22 protein-coding genes are annotated in these 20475 nt (G+C 37.4%); 2 read left to right on the top strand and 20 right to left on the bottom strand.

Going from position 1 to position 20475, the window contains the following annotated elements; genetic code table 11:
- Positions 1-7: 7 nt before the first annotated feature.
- The 10 genes from A6B43_RS05745 to yceD all read right to left on the bottom strand — a co-directional run bounded on the left by A6B43_RS05745 (position 8) and on the right by yceD (position 6807).
- Entirely contained in the window at positions 8-1273 is a 1266-nt protein-coding gene (locus A6B43_RS05745; RefSeq protein WP_124211224.1) for an HlyC/CorC family transporter, read from the bottom strand.
- A gap of 90 nt (positions 1274-1363) precedes the next feature.
- Positions 1364-2143 carry a cytochrome C assembly family protein gene (locus A6B43_RS05740; RefSeq protein ID WP_124211225.1) on the bottom strand — a complete coding sequence of 260 codons (780 nt, stop codon included), beginning with the start codon at positions 2141-2143 and terminating at the stop codon, positions 1364-1366.
- Between the two features lie 123 nt (positions 2144-2266).
- Entirely contained in the window at positions 2267-2578 is a 312-nt protein-coding gene (gene yggU / locus A6B43_RS05735; RefSeq protein ID WP_124211226.1) for a DUF167 family protein YggU, read from the bottom strand.
- Positions 2578-3111, bottom strand: a complete 534-nt coding sequence (locus tag A6B43_RS05730; RefSeq protein WP_124211227.1) for a YggT family protein — start codon at positions 3109-3111, stop codon at positions 2578-2580. The genes yggU and A6B43_RS05730 overlap by 1 nt, the downstream gene beginning before the upstream one ends.
- Before the next feature lie 103 nt (positions 3112-3214).
- On the bottom strand, positions 3215-3562 hold the full coding sequence (locus A6B43_RS05725; protein WP_124211228.1) for a YggL family protein: 348 nt from the start codon (positions 3560-3562) through the stop codon (positions 3215-3217).
- Between the two features lie 32 nt (positions 3563-3594).
- Complete coding sequence (locus A6B43_RS05720; RefSeq protein ID WP_124211229.1) at positions 3595-4044, bottom strand: DUF302 domain-containing protein; 450 nt, start codon at positions 4042-4044, stop codon at positions 3595-3597.
- 14 nt (positions 4045-4058) lie between these two features.
- On the bottom strand, positions 4059-4805 hold the full coding sequence (gene trmB / locus A6B43_RS05715; RefSeq protein WP_124211230.1) for a tRNA (guanosine(46)-N7)-methyltransferase TrmB: 747 nt from the start codon (positions 4803-4805) through the stop codon (positions 4059-4061).
- Between the two features lies 1 nt (position 4806).
- Positions 4807-5757 carry a beta-ketoacyl-ACP synthase III gene (locus tag A6B43_RS05710; protein WP_124211231.1) on the bottom strand — a complete coding sequence of 317 codons (951 nt, stop codon included), beginning with the start codon at positions 5755-5757 and terminating at the stop codon, positions 4807-4809.
- A gap of 337 nt (positions 5758-6094) precedes the next feature.
- Positions 6095-6265, bottom strand: a complete 171-nt coding sequence (gene rpmF, locus A6B43_RS05705) for a 50S ribosomal protein L32 (RefSeq protein WP_121124072.1) — start codon at positions 6263-6265, stop codon at positions 6095-6097.
- Between the two features lie 17 nt (positions 6266-6282).
- Positions 6283-6807 (bottom strand): 23S rRNA accumulation protein YceD, encoded by a 525-nt coding sequence (gene yceD, locus A6B43_RS05700; protein ID WP_124211232.1) that lies wholly within the window; start codon positions 6805-6807, stop codon positions 6283-6285.
- Between the two features lie 212 nt (positions 6808-7019).
- Here yceD and dapD point away from each other — a divergent pair, with 212 nt between their 5' ends.
- Positions 7020-7844, top strand: a complete 825-nt coding sequence (dapD, locus tag A6B43_RS05695) for a 2,3,4,5-tetrahydropyridine-2,6-dicarboxylate N-succinyltransferase (RefSeq protein ID WP_124211233.1) — start codon at positions 7020-7022, stop codon at positions 7842-7844.
- Between the two features lie 54 nt (positions 7845-7898).
- Here dapD and accC read toward each other — a convergent pair whose 3' ends face one another.
- The 5 genes from accC to paeA form a co-directional block, all read right to left on the bottom strand.
- Positions 7899-9242 carry an acetyl-CoA carboxylase biotin carboxylase subunit gene (gene accC / locus A6B43_RS05690; protein WP_124211234.1) on the bottom strand — a complete coding sequence of 448 codons (1344 nt, stop codon included), beginning with the start codon at positions 9240-9242 and terminating at the stop codon, positions 7899-7901.
- Positions 9243-9329: 87 nt separating this feature from the next.
- Entirely contained in the window at positions 9330-9803 is a 474-nt protein-coding gene (gene accB, locus A6B43_RS05685) for an acetyl-CoA carboxylase biotin carboxyl carrier protein (protein WP_124211235.1), read from the bottom strand.
- 159 nt (positions 9804-9962) lie between these two features.
- Positions 9963-10418 (bottom strand): type II 3-dehydroquinate dehydratase, encoded by a 456-nt coding sequence (aroQ, locus tag A6B43_RS05680; RefSeq protein WP_124211236.1) that lies wholly within the window; start codon positions 10416-10418, stop codon positions 9963-9965.
- Between the two features lie 46 nt (positions 10419-10464).
- Positions 10465-10809 carry an arsenate reductase (glutaredoxin) gene (gene arsC / locus A6B43_RS05675; protein WP_124211237.1) on the bottom strand — a complete coding sequence of 115 codons (345 nt, stop codon included), beginning with the start codon at positions 10807-10809 and terminating at the stop codon, positions 10465-10467.
- The gene (gene paeA / locus A6B43_RS05670; RefSeq protein ID WP_124211238.1) at positions 10810-12111 is read right to left on the bottom strand and encodes a polyamine export protein PaeA; all 1302 of its coding nucleotides are present in this window, start codon (positions 12109-12111) and stop codon (positions 10810-10812) included. It lies immediately after the preceding gene.
- A 136-nt stretch (positions 12112-12247) separates the two neighbouring features.
- Between paeA and A6B43_RS05665 the strand changes: the two genes are divergently transcribed.
- Complete coding sequence (locus A6B43_RS05665) at positions 12248-13678, top strand: SPFH domain-containing protein (protein WP_124211239.1); 1431 nt, start codon at positions 12248-12250, stop codon at positions 13676-13678.
- An 89-nt stretch (positions 13679-13767) separates the two neighbouring features.
- Here A6B43_RS05665 and A6B43_RS05660 read toward each other — a convergent pair whose 3' ends face one another.
- The 5 genes from A6B43_RS05660 to A6B43_RS05640 form a co-directional block, all read right to left on the bottom strand.
- Positions 13768-16632: a valine--tRNA ligase gene (locus tag A6B43_RS05660; RefSeq protein ID WP_124211240.1), complete on the bottom strand. Its 2865-nt coding sequence runs from the start codon at positions 16630-16632 to the stop codon at positions 13768-13770.
- A 45-nt stretch (positions 16633-16677) separates the two neighbouring features.
- Entirely contained in the window at positions 16678-17244 is a 567-nt protein-coding gene (locus A6B43_RS05655) for an HNH endonuclease (protein WP_124211241.1), read from the bottom strand.
- Positions 17245-17674: 430 nt separating this feature from the next.
- Positions 17675-19024 (bottom strand): anaerobic C4-dicarboxylate transporter DcuC, encoded by a 1350-nt coding sequence (gene dcuC / locus A6B43_RS05650; protein ID WP_124211242.1) that lies wholly within the window; start codon positions 19022-19024, stop codon positions 17675-17677.
- A 196-nt stretch (positions 19025-19220) separates the two neighbouring features.
- Positions 19221-19916 carry a DsbA family oxidoreductase gene (locus A6B43_RS05645; RefSeq protein WP_124211243.1) on the bottom strand — a complete coding sequence of 232 codons (696 nt, stop codon included), beginning with the start codon at positions 19914-19916 and terminating at the stop codon, positions 19221-19223.
- 31 nt (positions 19917-19947) lie between these two features.
- Positions 19948-20391, bottom strand: coding sequence for a DNA polymerase III subunit chi (locus A6B43_RS05640; protein WP_124211244.1), 444 nt, complete (start codon positions 20389-20391; stop codon positions 19948-19950).
- Between the last annotated feature and the right edge of the window lie 84 nt (positions 20392-20475).

The following is a 20475-nucleotide window of genomic DNA, read 5'->3' as shown; positions in this document are numbered from 1 at the left end:
TTCGTCTCTAATTCTTACTGATTGGTTCAACCCGTGCTAATTTCACCATATTTTCCGCAACATCTAGCACCGTAATCTGTAAATTAAAGAGGGTGAATTGCGTGTCTTCATCAGGAATTTTTTCTAAATGTTCCACAATTAACCCGTTGAATGTTCGCACTTCATCAGAAGGTAAATTCCAGTTAAATAATTTATTCAAATCACGCAGATTAGCAGAGCCTTCAATCAATACTGATCCGTCCGATTGCAATTTTACTTCTTCTGCTAAGGTTGGAGCCGCTGATGTTGTAAATTCACCAACAATTTCTTCTAGAATATCTTCAAGAGTAACTAACCCTTTAATATCGCCATATTCATCAACTACTAATCCTACACGCTCTTTATTTGTTTTAAAATTCATTAATTGAGTTGTTAAAGGTGTACCTTCGGGGATAAAATAAGCTTCATCTACCGCTCGCACCAACATTTCTTTGGTAAATTCATTACGTTCGAGCATTAAGCGAAAAGCCTCTCGTACTCGCAACATTCCTAGCACGCTTTTATCCATATTGCCTTTATAGATAACAACTCGTGCGTGAGCAGCCCCTGTGAGTTGTCGCATAATGGCTTTCCAATCATCATCAATATCAATGCCACCAATATCATTACGAGGCACCATAATATCGTCCACCGTAACTTTTTCCATATCTAGAATAGAAATCAACATTTCTTGGTGGGAGCTTGGAATATATCGCCCAGCTTCCAGCACAACCGCTCGAAGTTCCTCCGTACTTAGCCCTGATTTTTCAGACTTTTTAATCCGTAGTAATTTCATTAAAGCATTGATGATCAAATTCATCAAAAACACAATCGGCATTAAAAGCTGTTTTAATGGTGTGAGTAAATAGCTCGCAAAAAAACCGACTTTCTCAGGGTAAATTGCTGCCACTGTTTTTGGTAGAATTTCTGAGAAAACCAACATAACAAAGGTCAATAACCCTGTAGCAATAGCAACGCCTGCTTCGCCAGAAAGTTGCATACCAATCATTGTTGCAATGGCTGAGGCTGCAATATTAACTAAATTGTTACAGATTAAGATAAGGCTTAACAGCACATCGGTTTTAACAAGCAATTTCTCAGCTTGTTTTGCACCACGATGCCCTTGTTCTGCCAGATGTCGCATACGGTAGCGATTAAGGGACATTAGCCCTGTTTCAGAGCCAGAAAAAAAAGCGGATAAGACTAAAAGAATAACTAAAGCAATAAATAAGCTACTCAGGGGAATACTTTCCAAAATCAGATTCCTATATTAATTAAACAAACAAGCGGTAAGATTTATACATTTTTTGGCAAAATGTTTCTTACCGCTCACATTAGGCTAGTTTTACCCTAGCCGACTGCCGAAATAAGCGACAGTAAGTAACATAATACCTGAAATTGAGTAAATTAGCACCCGATTTCCACGCCAATGGAACTGCCACAAACCTAGTAATAAAAAACCATAGACGATCCACGCCATAAACGAAAAAATAGCTTTATGAATTTGTTCAGGTGCAAAAAAATTATGCAGATAAACACTTCCCGTAATGAGTGTAATGGTTAAAAATAATTGAGCGACTAACGTTAAAGTTAAGAAATGTCGTTCAACTGTCATCAACGGCGGAAGAATCGGTGAAAAGGGAACTCGCTTGGATTTCAAACGGCCATTTAGCCAGCGGAGTTGAATGGCATACAATAACGCAATAAAAAACAATCCATAGGAAAAAATTGCTGTCGCTAAATGCCACATTAACCCTGTATTTTCAGACAGTTGTTTGATTAAACTACCTTCCAAGAAGGTAGATAATACCACCGTAATAATTCCCAATAAATAAATAATAGACAGAGGGAACCAAATACTCCGCCAGCGAATAAGAGCAATCGTTGCCACAGCACTTATGCACACACTAAGCAGTGAGCCAATATTTACAATGGTTAAATTTTGCCCTTCATTGACAAAGAAATAGTGAGAAACATTGATTAAATGGCAGATAACTGCAAAAACCCCACAGCATAATACCGCTTTAACATTGGGCTTTTGATTGAAATCTAAATAGGCAATGGTCGGCACAATCCATAGTAATGCCACACAATAGGCTAAAATAGTAAGAATAGCGGATAACATTTTTATTACTCAATAGGAATGATTTTTAAATAGCTTAACGTTATCAGTTTTCTCAAAAATTCGCTAGCTATTCTCCGATCTTTATTATCTTTCTAACTTGATCAATTACTCTACCAACAAAAATTATTTGACCTCAAAGGAGTTAAGTAACTGTTGAATTTCTACTGGCACTTGCTTAGGACTTGGTACAAATATCTGTTTATGCCGTTGTAATTCGCCTTTTTCCAATACAATACTACTCTTAGGCACTTTAAATAGTTTACTTAAATATTTTAGTAAATGTGCATTTGCCTGCCCCTCAATAGGCGGAGCTGTTACCGCAATTTTTAATTCATTATCGTGTAAACCAACGATCTGATCTCGGCTCGCTTTGGGCTGTAAAAAAATCCGCAAACGAATACCGTGCGGATTTTCACATAATTCGACCGCTTGCACTATGCAACCGCCCAAAGTTGTCCAAAAATACGATACATCATACTATTTAAGAATAATAAAGCAAAGCCAAGTACCATTACAGAAAAATCAAGCATTCCTGTACGAGGCAATACTTTACGAATAATACCCAAAACAGGCTCAGTAATTTGTGCTACAACATAATCTAAAGGGTGATTTCCTTGCGTCACCCAGCTCATCAATGCACGAATAAGCGTGCTAAAAAAGAGAATTTGTCCAAATGTTTTTAATAGGCTAAGTAGCCCTATCAATACTGCACTAGGTACATTAACGCCAAAAAGAATAAATTGTACGCCAACAATTAACGCTGCAATCAATAACGCAGAAAAATTTATGCCTTTTATAGTTGGAATAAATTTACTCACGGGGTTTACAATCGGATTTGTCAAACGCATTAGTGTTTGAGAAACAGGAATATAAGGATCAACCTTACAAAATTGTAACCACGCTCTCATTACCAACACAAAATTAAAAAAACCAACAACGATTGAAATAATTGGTGCTAAGATTTCCATAAATCTCTCTCAATGAAACGCTATTAAATCAAACAAGCGGTGAAATATTTTACAAATTTACACCTAAACTCACCGCTTATTTATTATATCTACTTACCTAAAATTATTCAGCGTAAATAGGTAGATCCCACCAAATATCAAATAATTTGCTTACATCAATTTCAGTTAATCCATTATCTTCTAACCATTTTTGCACTAATTGACGATGAGATTCATCACATTTACCTAATTTTTCTAAGCAAACTAACCCTTCCCAATGTAAATAACCACTTCCTTCATAAGCTAAACCGTTAGGACGAATAACTTCTTCAATAAAACGATCAACAATAGTATCAATTTGATCAATACCTGTACCATCAGCAAATTGGAATTTAACTAAAAAACCAAGCTCTTGGAACTCGGCTAAGTGCATTTTTTTGCGTTGTCTGCGATTACGATTTGGCTGTGCCATTTTATACTCCTATCGTATGAATGAATTAAAGACTATTTTGAAATAGTTGCTTTAATTAATTTTTCTGCTTTACCTAAATTATTTTCTACCTCTGAATAAGCTGTTTTTGAATGGCTAACAACTTGTTCTGCCGTATTCAATAACACATCTACACGATTTTTATCCGTTTGTGTTATCAATACTTTAAGAGGCAATTGTAATGCTAGGGTAGGATCTTTTACCATTAATGGCGTGCCAGCTTTTGGAGAACCATAAATAATCACTGTTGCTGGTTGCATCTCTAAGCCATCTTCTTTCGCTGCTTTTTGATGATCAATTTGTGCAAAAATTGTCATACCTTTACTTTTAAACGTATCCGTTAATACAGAAACGGTCTGTTGAAAGTCATATTTACTCTCAATCATTTCAGGCTGTAAGTTATTACTTGCAACGGCTGAACCTGCCATAAATGCTAATGCTGAAAATAACATTTTAATTTTCATGTTTACCTCATTTTTTACTGTTTAATAAAATAAAGATCCCAAACACCATGACCAAGTTTTTGTCCCCGTGCCTCAAATTTTGTCATTGGACGAAAATCTGGGCGAGGAATAAAATCATTAGTAGGTGATTGATTCGTTAATTGAGGAAATTGTCTCAATACATCGAGCATATGCTCTGAATAATTTTCCCAATCGGTTGCCATATGAATAAAGCTACCTTGAGTAAGTTTTACTAATACTTGCTCAATAAAAGTTGGCTGTACAATACGACGTTTATGGTGTTTTGCTTTTTGCCACGGATCAGGAAAATAAAGCTGTAATCCGCCAAGAGAATTATCGGCAATACTGTCTCTCAAAATTTCTGTCGCATCATGACAAATCACACGTAAATTTTTTACCCCTTTTTCTACCGCATAGGCAATACAAGCCCCCACACCTGGCGTATGTACCTCAATCCCAATATAATTTAAGCTAGGATTTTGCTCTGCCATTTCTACTAATGATTTTCCCATACCAAAGCCAATTTCTAACACGACAGGGTTATCATTACCAAAAATAGCAGCGAAATCAAAAGGCGTATTTTGATAATCCAGCCCAAAGCTCGCCCAATTATCGTTCATCATATCCCGTTGATAATCGCTTAAACGCCCAGTGCGTAACACAAAGCTACGCACTTTACGTAAATAACGGCCATCTTCAGTAAATTCCGCTCGTTCAACGGTTTTTCGTTTTTTATCTGCAAAAGTTATTTGTTGCGACATACTAGAACCTTACCAATGCAGATCCCCAAGTCCAGCCACCGCCAAAGGCTTCAAGTAAAAGTAGCTGACCACGTTGAATACGCCCATCACGCACGGCTTCATCAAGTGCGACAGGAATTGTTGCTGCACTGTTATTGCCGTAGCGATCTAACGTAATAACCACTTGGGATAAATCCATCTCTAATTTTTCTGCTGTTGCTGTAATAATACGTAAATTGGCTTGATGTGGTACAAGCCAATCAATTTTACTTTTATCTAAATGATTTTCAGCGAGTGTTTCTTCAACTACACTCGCTAACTCTCTTACAGCCAATTTAAACGTTGAATTGCCTTGCATTTGAATATACCCTGAAGTTTCTACTCCACGCAATTCATTACTTAATGATAGCCCATTAGTTTTATCCGCAGAAGAATGTAAATGCGTAGAAATAATTCCACTTTCATTACTTGCTTCTAAAATCACAGCACCAGCACCATCGCCAAATAACACAACGGTACTACGATCTGTCTCATCTAATTTACGGGAATTGAGATCTGAACCAATCACTAATGCTTTTTTTGCTTTTCCTGTTTTTATAAATTGATCTGCCACACTCAATGCGTAAACAAATCCTGTACAGGCGGCTGCAACATCAAATGCAATCGCATCGTTAATCCCTAATAAACCTTGAATTTGACAAGCTGCACTTGGGTAAGCGTGTGAATGAGTCGTTGTTCCCACGACAATTAAATCAATTTCTTGAGGGTCAAGCGCAACTTGTGATAAACACTGCTTTGCCGCCTCAAAGCCCATTGTGGCAACGGTTTCATTTTCTTGTGCAATGCGACGTTCCTTAATACCAGAACGAGTTACGATCCATTCATCAGAAGTCTCAACCATTTTTTCTAAATCAGCATTCGTGCGAACTTGTGTAGGAAGATAACTGCCTGTCGCTAAAATTTTGCTATACATATTTTATTCTTATTCTCAAAAATTTTAATCGGCTCGTATTATAACGCAAAAGCCTACTCATTGCGAAAACTGCCTCTATTTAATGACTTTATAAATTACACTAGATATTCTAGATATCCTAGTTTTTCAGCCAGTAAGCAACCAAAGTAAACTATTATTCTCTAAAATGCAGATTAAAAATATGCTGAAATACAGTGGGTAACTACAATGAGGATAAGCGATAAGATTGTTACTATTATTTGCATAATAGAAAATAATACGGGGACTAATGTCCCCGCTTACTATACCCCACCCAAAGGTAAGATTAGTCAAATTATATCTCGAGAGATAATTTGAATTATTTATTGATCACTTTACGACCACGGTAGTAACCGTCTGCAGTAACGTGGTGACGTAAATGAGTTTCACCTGTTACTTTATCCACAGATACTGCCGCAGTAGTTAATGCATCGTGTGAACGACGCATATCACGACGTGAACGAGATTTCTTATTTTGTTGAACAGCCATTGGCTATACTCCTAGATCTAGTTTTTCTTTAAATTAGCTAATACGGCAAACGGGTTAGGCTTTGTTGCCAATTCTTCTGGCAATTCACCAAATACCTGTTCTGCCACGGACACTTCACAGTGTTCAGAGTCATGCATTGGAACTAATGGCAGAGAAAGAATAAATTCATCTTCAACCATCTCACCCAAATTTATTTCACCAAACTCATTGAGTTCAATTGGTTCATAACTTTCAGGGAGAAAGTCTGCTTGCTCCAAATTTTTTACTGGACTGAAAATAAATTCACAGTTCAGCATTTGCGAATATGGGTTACTACAACGCTGGCATTCTAGTTCTACTTCAACTTGTGCAGTGCCTTTAATCACCGTAAGTTTTTGCGGATCTACAAGCAACGATAAAGTAACTTGTGCATCGCTTAGCACTTTGCCTACTAACTCACCCAAACGGTTCATTAAGTTACTTGGAATGTAACCTGTATAATCCATTCGACGCTGGGCGTCTTTATAAGGGTCAATTGTAAGCGGTAGTTTTACTTTTTGCATAGGGTGTGAATATTACAGATTGCTAGCAAAATAGTCAAAGGGAAAATCGGGCTTTGCAAAAAATTACGAGAAACTAACCGCTTGTTCTCTTTCTGATTATTATCATAGGTAGAAACTTATCCTTTTCAATCATTAGGCACTACGCATTTCATCTCAATTTGTTACAATGCAAAAAATTTTACTTTCTTATTGATGATACAGGAGAAATCTTAATGACATTACAAGCAATTATTGAATCTGCTTTTGAGCGCCGTGCTGAAATTACCCCAAATAATGTGGACTCTGCGACAAAATCTGCCGTAGAAGATGTGCTAGCAGGGCTAGATAGTGGTAAATACCGTGTTGCTGAACAAATTAACGGTGAATGGGTAACCCATCAATGGTTAAAAAAAGCGGTATTACTTTCATTCCGTATCAATGACAATCAAATAATTGATGGGGCAGAAACCAAATATTTCGATAAAGTTCCCCTTAAATTTGCAGATTATGACGAAGCTCGCTTTCAACAAGAAGGCTTCCGTGTTGTACCTTCTGCGACTGTGCGTAAAGGCGCATACATTGGCAAAAATGTAGTATTAATGCCATCTTATGTGAATATCGGTGCTTACGTTGGTGAAGGCACAATGGTGGACACTTGGGCAACCGTTGGCTCTTGTGCTCAAATCGGTAAAAACGTACATCTTTCTGGTGGAGTTGGTATTGGTGGTGTATTAGAGCCACTACAAGCAAATCCGACAATTATTGGTGATAACTGTTTTATTGGGGCTCGTTCTGAAATTGTAGAAGGCGTAATTGTAGAAGAAGGCTGTGTAATTTCAATGGGTGTATTTATCGGTCAATCAACCAAAATTTACGACCGTGAAACAGGCGAAATTCATTATGGACGAGTGCCTGCAGGCTCTGTTGTAGTATCAGGTAGCCTACCATCAAAAGATGGTAAATATAATCTTTACTGTGCAGTTATCGTGAAAAAAGTTGATGAGAAAACTCGTGGTAAAGTTGGTATCAACGAATTATTACGCTCAATCGAAGAATAATTATAAAAAAACCGCATATCATCATGATAATGCGGTTTTTTATTTCTCCTAAAATTACTTCAGCCCTAATTTCTGCTCTAAGTAATGGATATTTGTGCCACCATCTCTGAAATGTTCATCTTCTAAAATTTGCTGATGAAGAGGGATATTTGTCTTAATGCCCTCAATAATCATCTCTCTTAACGCATTTTCCATACGACAAATAGCAATTTCACGAGTTTCCCCATAGGTAATCAGTTTTGCAATCATTGAATCATAATGAGGCGGGACTGCATAGCCTGAGTAGATATGTGAATCCCAACGCACACCTAAACCACCAGGAACGTGCAAACGTGTAATTTTTCCTGGTGAAGGTAAGAATGTTTTTGAATCTTCTGCATTGATACGACATTCAATAGCGTGTCCACGAACTTTAATCTCATCTTGCTTAATAGACAATGGTAAGCCTGCGGCAATGCGTAGCTGCTCTTTGACTAAATCAACCCCAGTTACCATTTCAGTTACAGGGTGTTCTACTTGAATACGGGTATTCATCTCAATGAAATAAAATTCACCATTTTCGTATAAGAACTCAAAAGTACCTGCACCACGATAGCCAATTTCGATACACGCATTCGCACAACGCTCACCAATTGATTTACGCACTGCCTCTGTAATACCTGGTGCAGGCGCTTCTTCAACCACTTTTTGGTGACGACGTTGCATTGAGCAATCACGTTCTGCTAAATAAATTGCATTGCCGTGAGTGTCCGCAAGCACTTGAATTTCAATATGGCGTGGATTTTCAAGGTATTTTTCCATATAAACCATATCATTATTAAATGCTGCTTTAGCTTCCGCTTTGGTCATCGCAATAGATTCTTCCAAGTCTTTTTCGTGATGGACAACTCGCATACCACGCCCACCGCCTCCGCCAGAGGCTTTAATAATCACTGGATAACCAATTTTTTTTGCAATTGTTTTATTTTTTTCTACATCATTGCCAACAGGTCCGTCTGAACCTGGTACACAAGGCACGCCTGCTTTTTTCATTGCATTGATTGCTGATACTTTATCGCCCATTAAACGAATAACATCAGCAGTTGGGCCGATAAAAGTAAAACCAGATTTTTCTACCTGTTCAGCAAAATCTGCATTTTCAGATAAAAAACCATAGCCTGGGTGAATAGCATCTGCCCCCGTTACTTCCGCTGCTGCAATAATTGCTGGAATATTTAAATAGCTTTTCGTTGAAGCAGCAGGACCAATACAGATAGTTTCATCGGAAAGAAGAACGTGTTTTAATTCACGATCGGCAGTAGAGTGAACTGCTACGGTTTTAATTCCAAGCTCTTTACAAGCTCGTAAAATGCGAAGTGCAATTTCGCCACGATTGGCAATGACAACTTTTTCTAACATTAGTGTCTATCCTTAATTATGCAAGCGGTAAGATCTACAATTTTTTTTGCAAAAAATGGAGAAATCTAACCGCTTGTAACGCTAAATTTATTCAATAATGAAAAGCTTTTGATCAAATTCAACGGCTTCACCGTCATTGACTAAAATTGCTTTGATTACACCTGCTTTATCTGCTTCAATGCGATTCATCATTTTCATTGCTTCTACGATACAAAGCGTATCACCAACTTTCACACTTTTACCTACTTCAACGAAAGGCTGAGCTTCTGGGCTTGGGCTACGGTAGAATGTACCGACCATTGGAGAAAGCACTGGATAGCCTGTCGCTTCTTCTACTGCCGTAGGTGTCGGCGCTGATACTGGTGGGTTTGCAACAGGCGTTGTATTCATTGTAGGAGCAGTTGTCGCTACTTGTTGTGGTGCAACGACATATTGTGCAGGAGTAGCAACGGGAGCAGCACGGCTAATTCGTACTGTTCCCTCTTCTTCCGATACTTCTAATTCAGTAATACCAGACTCTTCTACAAGTTCAATCAGTTTTTTAATTTTGCGAATATCCATAATTCGATCCGTTTCTGTGTCTAAAGTTAAAAATAAATTGTCCCATAAAGAAAATATGGGCATAAAATTGGGCGTAGATTACCTGAATTTTCGCTAATTTGCGATGAAAATCTTACAAAATTGGCGAAAATAAAGGTTTTTTTACACTGATCGTATCAGTTAGAAATTATCTATTACTTGGTATTTAAAAAAATTTAGAGCGTAATCTAAGCCATATTCATAGCTTTTTACTCCTAAACCACAAATCACCCCTTGAGCAATATCACTCAAATAAGAGTGATGACGAAACGGTTCCCTGCTATGCACATTTGATAAATGAACTTCTACAAAAGGAATTGCAACAGCCAATAATGCATCTCGCAATGCAACGCTCGTGTGGGTAAATGCCGCTGGGTTGATAATAATAAAATCAACGACTTGAAACGCCTGATGAATTCTTTCAATCAGTAAATGTTCACTATTCGTTTGAAAACACTCTAATTCAACTCCACGCTCACTAGCAAGACGCTGTAAATGCTGTTCAATATTCTCAAGAGTTGCCTTCCCGTAAATATGCGGCTCACGCTTACCTAACATATTTAGATTAGGCCCATTTAACAGTAACATTTTCTTCATTAAATTGCCTTAGCTTGCAATACAAGCGGTAAGATACGACTATTTTTTACAAAATTTCTTTCACTAATTCGGGTGGACGGCAAAAACGAGTGCCTTGTGAGCTACTTGCAAAAGGTCGATTTAACAAACTTGGATTTTCTGCCATTAACTGAATTAATTCTTCATCACTAAGTGTTTTACCTGCTACCTGCTGAGTATAGACTTCAACATCAGTGCGTAATGCTTGTTGCACTGAAATACCACTTTCACAAATCAACACTGCAATCTGCTCTGCTGATAATGGGGTTTTAAGATATTCAACAATAATCGGCTCAATGCCTAATGCTTGAATAATTTCTAATGTTTCCCGTGATTTACTGCATTTTGGGTTATGGTAAAGAGTAACTATCATTTAACCTTCCGTCTTTATATCGTTACGCAATGAAACCATTAGCTGATCAATTTTGAAATTTTCTGTGTCAATAATCTCAAACTTATAATCACCGTATAGCACAAAATCCGTTTTTTTCGGAATTTTTCGCAACATATACATCATAAAACCACCAATGGTTTCGTAATTTTCTTGATTTGGAAATTCAGTAATATCTAACGCTCGCATTACATCTTCTAGGGGCGTTGAACCATCAATTAACCACGAATCTTGATCTCGGCGAATAATCTGTTCTTCCTCATTAGAAACAAGCTCTCCCATAACGATACTCATTACATCATTTAAGGTAACAATACCAACTACCAATGCATATTCATTGATAATCACCGCAAAATCTTCTCCCGAAGATTTAAACAGTTCCAAAACTTCATACAATGAAAGAGTATCTGGGATATATAACGCCTTACGTAAAATACGTTTATCAGTTAAAGAGACTTTTTCTTCCTGTAAAAACAGGGTAAGTAAAGTATGAGATTCTACATAACCAATCGTTTTATCAATACTGCCATTTGAGATCAACAATTTTGAATGAGAATTTTGTTTTAAGGTTTCTAATACTTGCTGGCGTGTGAATGATTTATCTAAATAAACAATATTTTCACGAGTTGTCATTGTTGAAGTTACTGTTCGCTGTTGCATATCGAGGATATTTTCAATCAAATAATGCTCTTGCGTTTTCAACACACCCGCTTCTGCACCAGCATCAACCATTGCGATAATATCTTCAGACGTCATATTATCTTGACGTATAGTAGAAACACGTAACATTCGAAATAACAAATTGGCGAAGCTATCAAACAACACAACAAGCGGTTTAAACAGCAAAATAATAACGGTCATAATACCGACCATTTTTAATGCCACGTTTTCAGGATTTGCCATCGCCATTCGCTTTGGCATTAAATCTGCCAGTAAAACAAATGAAGTAGTTACTAAGGCAAAAGAGAGCCACGATGCTGCACTTGGCAACCATTCTGCTTGGCTATATTGAGCTAAAAACCGATAAACATAAGGGGTAATTGAACCTTCACCGATCATACCACCTAAAATTGCCACCATATTAAGCCCGATTTGTACCACCGTAATAAACTGCCCGGGTTGTTCCTGTAATTGCAATACCTTCTTAGCTTTAAGATTACCCTCGTTTACTAAATTTTGTAACTTGAGCTTTCTTGCCCCAGCTAAGGAAATTTCAGCTGATGAAATCACTGCACTGGCAATAATCAGCACTAAAATAATTAAAATCGATTCAAATAAGCCCATAATTTTTTAATCTGCCCTATAAATTTAAACGATTATAACAAAGCCGAAATTATAAGCAAAAAATCACTGGAATTTTACCGCTTGTTTCGGGTAAAGTAGGGATATTCATACCCACAATAAACAAAAGGAGAACCAAATGGATCTTTACTATGCTATTGGTATTGCTCTACTTATCGTGATATTTATCGCTGCTCTCGTTATTGCTCTACTTTTTCGCCGAGTCGTAAAAACGAACGAGGTTCACATCGTACAATCAGGTGGTAAAACGACTTCTTATGGAAAAGACACTGGCAATGGCAATGTTTATTATGCTTTTCCTGCTTGGCTCCCTATCATTGGGGTAAATACCATTGTTTTACCTGTTTCTGTGTTCTCAATCAAAATTGATAACTATGAAGCCTATGACTTAGAACGCTTACCTTTTGTTGTTGATATTACTGCTTTCTTTAGGGTTTCTGATTCCAATCTAGCCGCTCAACGGGTTTCTGATTTTCACGATATGAATATACAGCTCGTTGATATTATTCAAGGCTCAGTAAGATCCATTCTTTCTAGCCGAAATTTAAACGATATTTTACAAGTCCGTTCAGAACTCGGCGATGATTTTACCCTTGCAGTTAAAGAACAATTGAAAAGCTGGGGAATTGAACCTGTTAAAAATATCGAACTAATGGATATTCGAGATAGCGGTAGCTCAAAAGTTATTTTCAATATTATGGAAATCAAAAAATCTTTTATTGAAAAAGAGAGCCGTGTGGAAGTCGCCCGTAACCAAAAAGAAGCACAAATTGCTGAAATTGAAGCGAAAAAAGAAGCTGACGTAAAAAAACAAGAAGCAGAAAAAGAAGTCGGTTTAAAAACCGTTGAAAATCAACGTGAAGTAGCAATTTCCAACGAACAAGCCCAACAACAAGTCAAAGAGCAAGAAAAGCTGACAAAAGAACGTGAAATGGACGTTAAACGGGTGGCAGAAGTCAAACAAGCTGAAATTGCCAAAGAAGTAGAAATTGTTAAAGCTGATCAAAATAAACGGACACAAGAAATTAAAGCTGAGGCTAATCGCAATACCTTAATTATTGATTCAGAAGCAGAAAGACAGCACCAAATTTTGGTTGCTGAAGGGGAAAAACAGAAAGCCTTTTTAGAAGCTGAGGCCTTACTTGAAACTAAAGATAAAGAAGCACAAGGGATTGCTAAAATCGGTTCTGCCGAAGCAGAGGCAAAACAGAAACTTGAAATTTCATTGGTTTCTGGGCAAATTGAACTTGCTAAAGAGATCGGCAGTAATGTTGGCTATCAACAATATCTTGTGAGTATCCGCCAAATTGAGGCAAATCAAGCCGTTGGAATGGAACAAGCCAAAGCCTTAGCAAACTCAGAGATGAAATTTATCATCAATGAAGCTAAAGTCGATAAGGGGATTGAACGAGTCGGTGAATTATTTAGCTCAACAGGCGGAACAAAATTAGCGGCTACCCTTGAAGGGCTAAACCAATCCGATTTAGGCAAAGCCTTAATTGGTAAATTCTTAGGCAATAACGATCCTAAAAATACCACTACGTCATAGCCTGATCGTAAAATAAATATTTATAAAACAACAAGCGGTAAGTTATTGATTTAACTTACCGCTTGTTTAATTAAGCTTCAAGCTAGTAATTATAACGCTTCAACTGCTTTGTACTGCTGTTGGATTTTAACCAATCCATCTTGATACTCTGCCATTTTTTCACGCTCTTTCTCAATAACTGCTGGTGGTGCTTTTGCCACAAAAGCTTCGTTAGATAGCTTGTTTTCAATTCGCTGAATTTCGCCTTGATATTTTTCCATTTCCTTGGTTAAACGAGCCAATTCAGCCTCTTTATTGATAAAACCTGCCATTGGCACAAGTACTTCTGCACCATTCACTAATTTTGCAACTGAAAGCGGTGCATTTTCGCCATCTGCCAATACTTTAATGCTGTCTAGCTTCGCAATCGCTTTCAACAAGCGGTCATTTTCAACGAAAATTTTGCGATCTTTATCGCTCACATTACGCAATAATAGATCTAGTGATTTACTTGGTGGAATATTATTTTCCGCACGAATATTACGCACAGTAACAATAATCTCTTTTAACCAACCCATTTCTGTTTCTGCTTGGCTATCTTGCAAATTATTATCCACTTGTGGGAAAGGTTGCAACATAATGGTATCGCCTTCTACGCCTGCAAAGCCTTTCACTTTCTGCCAGATTTCTTCCGTAATAAACGGCATAACTGGGTGGCATAAACGTAACAGTTTCTCCAATACATTAATTAGAGTACGGCTTGCGCCTCGTTTTTGCACATCTGTACCGCTTGCAAAAATTGGCTTAGTAAGCTCTAAATACCAGTCGCAGAATTGGTTCCAAGTAAACTCATATAAAGCAGTCGCACAAAGATCAAAACGATATTGAGCCAACGCAATACGGAATGCCTCTACGGTACGGTTAAATTCAGACTGGATCCACCGATCGGCTAACGTATATTCAACGTCCCCGTCTGAAAGATCTAATTTATCATTAGTCAGAACAAAACGGCTTGCATTCCATAATTTATTACAGAAATTACGATAGCCTTCAAGGCGTTTCATATCCCAGTTAATATCACGTCCATTGGTTGCCAACGCTGAAAGCGTAAAACGTAACGCATCAGTACCGTGTGCTGAAATACCTTCTGGGAATGCTTTTACCGTTGCTTTCGCAATTTTTTCCGCTAACTGCGGTTGCATCATATTGCCCGTACGTTTTTCAAGTAGATCTTCAAGGCTAATACCATCAATCATATCTAATGGGTCAATCACATTCCCCTTAGATTTAGACATTTTCTGCCCATTTTCATCACGAATTAAGCCCGTTACATACACTGTTTTAAACGGTACTTGTGGCTTGCCATTTTCATCTTTGATAAAGTGCATCGTAAACATAATCATACGAGCAACCCAGAAGAAAATAATATCAAAGCCTGTAATCAAAACGTCCGTTGGGTGGAACATTTTGAGATCTGGCGTTTGCTCTGGCCAGCCAAGCGTTGAAAATGTCCATAACCCCGATGAGAACCACGTATCAAGTACGTCTTCATCTTGTTTTAATACTAAATCCGCAGGTAAATTATGTTTTTGACGTGCTTCTTCTTCACTGCGAGCGACATAAATATTACCCGCCTCGTCATACCACGCAGGAATACGGTGTCCCCACCATAATTGGCGAGAAATACACCAATCTTGAATATCTCGCATCCACGAAAAATAGAGATTTTCATATTGCTTTGGCACAAATTGAATTTCACCGTCTTCCACCGCTTTAATCGCAACATCTGCAAGCGGTTTCACACTCACATACCATTGGTCCGTAAGCATTGGTTCAATCGGCACACCACCACGATCGCCATAAGGCACTTTTAAATCGTGGGGTTTGATTTCATCTAATAATCCTAAGGTATCAAAATCAGCCACAATCTGCTTGCGTGCAGCAAAACGTTCCATACCTTGATATTTCTCAGGAATTACAGCGGTATAATTCTCACAAATTTTGCCATCAGTGCCGATAATTTCTGCTTCATCACGAATATCTGCATTTAGGGTTAATACATTCACCATCGGTAACTGATGGCGTTTACCTACTTCATAGTCATTGAAATCGTGAGCTGGAGTAATTTTTACAACTCCTGTTCCAAATTCACGATCGACATAATCATCAGCAATAATTGGAATTTCACGATCTGCAAGCGGTAGAATCACGCTTTTTCCGATCAAGCCTTGATAACGCTCATCTTCAGGGTGAACCGCTACTGCCGTATCACCTAACATCGTTTCAGGACGGGTTGTTGCGACCACTAAATAATCTTTACCGTCTGCGGTTTTTGCACCATTGGCTAGCGGATAACGGAAATGCCATAACGAGCCTTTGCTCTCTTTATTTTCGACTTCAAGATCTGAAATTGCAGTGTGTAATTTTGGATCCCAGTTTACTAAACGCTTTCCACGATAGATTAAACCTTGCTCGTGTAAACGCACAAATACTTCTTTCACCGCATTTGAAAGCCCTTCGTCCATCGTAAAACGTTCACGATCCCAATCAACCGAGTCCCCTAAACGACGCATTTGCTGGCTAATTGTACCGCCTGAATGGGCTTTCCACTCCCAGATTTTGTCGATAAAAGTTTCACGTCCATAGTCGTGGCGAGTTTTGCCCTCTTCCGCAGCAATTTTACGCTCTACCACCATTTGGGTTGCAATCCCAGCGTGGTCAGTACCAGACTGCCACAAGGTATTGTTGCCTTCCATACGATTAAAACGGATTAAGGTATCCATTAACGTCTGTTGGAATGCGTGCCCCATATGCAAACTACCCGTTACATTCGGTGGTGGAATCGCAATACAGTAGCTCGGTTTTGACGTATCTTCAGACGGTTTAAAATAACCGCTCTCTTCCCAGTGTTGATACAGGACTTGTTCTACCGCAGACGCATTAAAACGATCTGCCATTTCAAAGGTTTTGGTCATTATTATATTTCTCTCTAAGAATAATTTGTTAGTCACAATAATGTTCTAATCATAAAATGTAATCAGTTTATCAAACGTAATCGTAATATTAGATTCTTCTAAAGCGTTTTTTCTTTCTTTATATAATTTCTCTAAGATTTCAAGCTTATCCTCATATCTTCCATAATGAAGTAAATTGTGACAATGGCTACATAACGAAATAATGTTAGCTACAATATCCAGACTAGATTTAACATCTTTGTATTTATATAATGGAATTAAATGATGAGCTTCTGTATAATTAATACCTTTATCACCTTTTCTTAAAAATAACTTGTGAGAGTCATCTACTTCACATTTATAATCTGCCTTACATAACGCTTCTTTAGCAACTGATAAGTTCCTTTTAACAAATGAGATCGACTTTTGAGATAATTCTGTAGACTTAACATTATCCTCCTCTTTCCCTTGTATTATAGTATTAAGCTCATTTTTTTCTTCAGAACTATATTCATTCATCTGTACTTTCAGATAGCACTCATCAATAACTTCCATTAAATATTTATGTACATTACTAAAATAATCTCTAAGGGTTGCATCTTTATTAGAAGGTAATCTATAACCATCATTCACTAGCTCAGATGAAAAAACATTTCCAGTTAATGTAGAATATCTATCAAAATAATCACGTATAGATAACTCTTTTAATTTATTCTAAACATCCAAATTTTTGAAATTGTTTATTAGTCTTTCCTTATATGAAGCAGCTACATTAAGATTATTTACATGAGTTACATAAGAAATTTCTAAATCCTTAATTTTTCCATTTCACTTTCCTTCATTAAAAAATTGAATTATTTAATAAAAACTATGAATTCGACAACTTATACTCCCCATCTTCTCACTACATAATTTGTGCCGCAGTGGTTTCCATTTTATCTAATATAGATTGTAGTGACTTAGTTATAAATCGTTCACTCTCAAAAATAAGCACTGTCTCACAACCTGCCACATTCTTTTAACATCTACAAAAAATTGTCCAAATCTGACAGCTTGTTATTCATTAAGCTGCAACAAAAATTTGCGTTGCGGCGATCACAACAATTAAACCAACAATCATCGGGACAGAAATACGTTTAACAACTTCAAATGGTGAAATTTTTGCCATACCCGATACCGCAACGACAACACCAGAAACAGGTGATAAACTACGTCCAATATTTGATGCTTGTAACATAGGTATAGTTAGGTAAGCTGGGTTAATCCCCATTTGTGACGCTAATTTTGGAATTAGTTCCACAAACGCATAAAATGGTGCATTACCCGATCCTGTTGTGATAGCCGCTAATGCTGTAATAATCGCTAAAGCAATCATCATCACAAAACCACCGCTACTAAAAGATTGTATCGAATCAATTAATGAATGAATAAAGCCTACAGTACTGAGTCCTTGCGCAAAAACTCCTGCAGCAACCAACAACATCACCACACTCGAAAAAGCATCTGCCATGCCCTGATAAGCTACATTTAAGTTTTCATACACTTTTTTTGCACTCAATGTTCTGACAAAATCAATCGACGCTACCAGTAATAAACAGATCACAATGATTGTCACAATATGTAGTTCTGGTGCAAACTTACCATCAAAAACTAATACACCAATAATCGGCGTAAAAGGTAAAATCGCATAGAAACGGGGTACCGATGTTTTTATTTCTTCGACATGTAAAGTTTCTGCTTTATAGCCTTCTTTTCGGTCTAAATAACGTTGCCAGAAAAAGTGTGCCACACCAATCGAAAGAATAGCCCCAATGGAAATCGGCAACGTGAGGTTAAACGCAAATTCTAATAATGGCATTTTTGACACTTCTGCTGCCAAGACAACATCACCTGATGTGGGTGAAAGTATAATGGCCGCTGGTGAAGCACAAATAGCCGCAGCAGCTCCTCTTGAAATACCCACATTAACCATGATTGGGAATAATGTTGCCATCAATAAGACACCCAACCCTGTTGCTGATGACACCGCTAATGACATTAAACAAGCTAAGAAATACGCCACTACCATCAAGATATAAGGTGATTTAATATAATTTAATGGTTTTGATACTAATTTCACCACCATATCATTAGCACCTAAATGCGTCATATACGCAGCAAAACCACACAATACCATAATCAACATACCGAGGTTTCCACCTCGATTCATCAACAAATATTTAACGTATTCAAAAATATCTAGGTATAAACTGCCTGTTGATTTAACAGAATTGGGTAAAACTGTTTTATCTAATAGCACACTCGCTAAAAGTAATAATAGACCCACTGTCATTAATACGCCTGTTGCGGAATATCCTTTAATAATGTAATAGCCGACAAGAATTACAGCAAATAAGCCAATAATTAAGTCCATCTTCATCTCCCTTTAATGAATTTTAAATGTGTAAGAACCTCAATTTCTTAAAATAATTAAGTTATCAAATAGTTATAAAAATATAGTAATTATATAGGTTGAACTCCGTCCTAAGTTTCCAACCCAACTGTTTATAACGTTATCTTGCTTGAGCTTTTTTCTCTGTATTATTTATATCCTACTAAATAAAAAACGGTTAATCAGATAACTTACACTCACCACCTTCACACTGCATACCTTTAGCTGTAGCTGTCGTTTTTACTTGTGTTTTTTGAGCTTGTTCCGTTAATACTCGCACAAATTCTGAGATTTCTTGTGCACCTGCGATTGAGATTTCATCATTGATTAAGAAATAAGGTACGCCACGAATGCCAATAATTGATGCCTCTTTTTCATCAGCTCTCACTGCATCAGCAAATTGATTGGTAGATAACACAGCATCAACTAAGGCCTCTGCCAAGCCTACTTCAATCGCTAGCTTACGCAACACTTCGGCATTACCAATTTCTTGCCCTTCAGTAAAATACGCCTTTAAAAAACGTTCTTTTACTTGGTCGCCAATACCTAAACTTTTACCTAAATGTATTAAACGATGAGCATTAAAGGTATTTCCCGGTTTAGCTATTTTCCATTGAAAATCCAGCCCAACGCTTTCTGCCGTTTGTTGTTCATACTCTAAAACAGACAATGCCCGTTCTGGGCTGAAACCATACATTTTATTGAGCATTTCAGGTAATGGCACACCATAGGATTGTGGCGCATCGGGGTTTAATTCAAAACTATGCCACTCAATATCTGCATCTATCCCCGTTTGTGCTAATGCCATTTCTAGTTTGCGTTTACCAATATAACAAAAAGGGCAAATAATATCGGACCAAATTTCAATTTTCATTTTATATCCTTTACTTTATAAGTAATTAAATTTAAACGTTAACCGTCGAAAGTTGCCAACCTAGCTGACGATATTGCTTATAACGTTCTCGAGCTTGTACTTTTTGTTTTTCATCAACAGGTACAAAATCAATAATTTGATTAAAACTGTTAATGTAATCAGGTATGGTCGTTTGTAGAGAAATCAAGAGATCACGCCGTTGAGTGTTACGCTTCCCTTTCCAGCTAATCTCAATCGGCGTTGCATACGTTGTGGCTTCGCCCGATAGATTATGAGGCACAAAATCATCTGCATTTCTCGCCCATAACGCATCATCAATATTAAGGGCTTGCTGTTCTGTTTCACAAGCAATGATCACTCGCTTTCCTGCCCGCCACGCTTGTGCCGCAAGATCACAAGCCTGCTGTTCCATAGAGGATAGCTCGCTATCTTGCTCATCATTTTGGCTAAGAAGGTAAAATTGAACCTGTTTCACACTCGACCTTAAATTCAATAAATTAAACGCTTAATTGCTGTGATTTTAACGGAATAATGTATAAATGGAAAATAAAAATACAAG

This window comes from Vespertiliibacter pulmonis (assembly GCF_013377275.1).
GTDB lineage: Bacteria > Pseudomonadota > Gammaproteobacteria > Enterobacterales > Pasteurellaceae > Vespertiliibacter > Vespertiliibacter pulmonis.
This window is presented reverse-complemented; position numbering and strand designations above follow the sequence as displayed.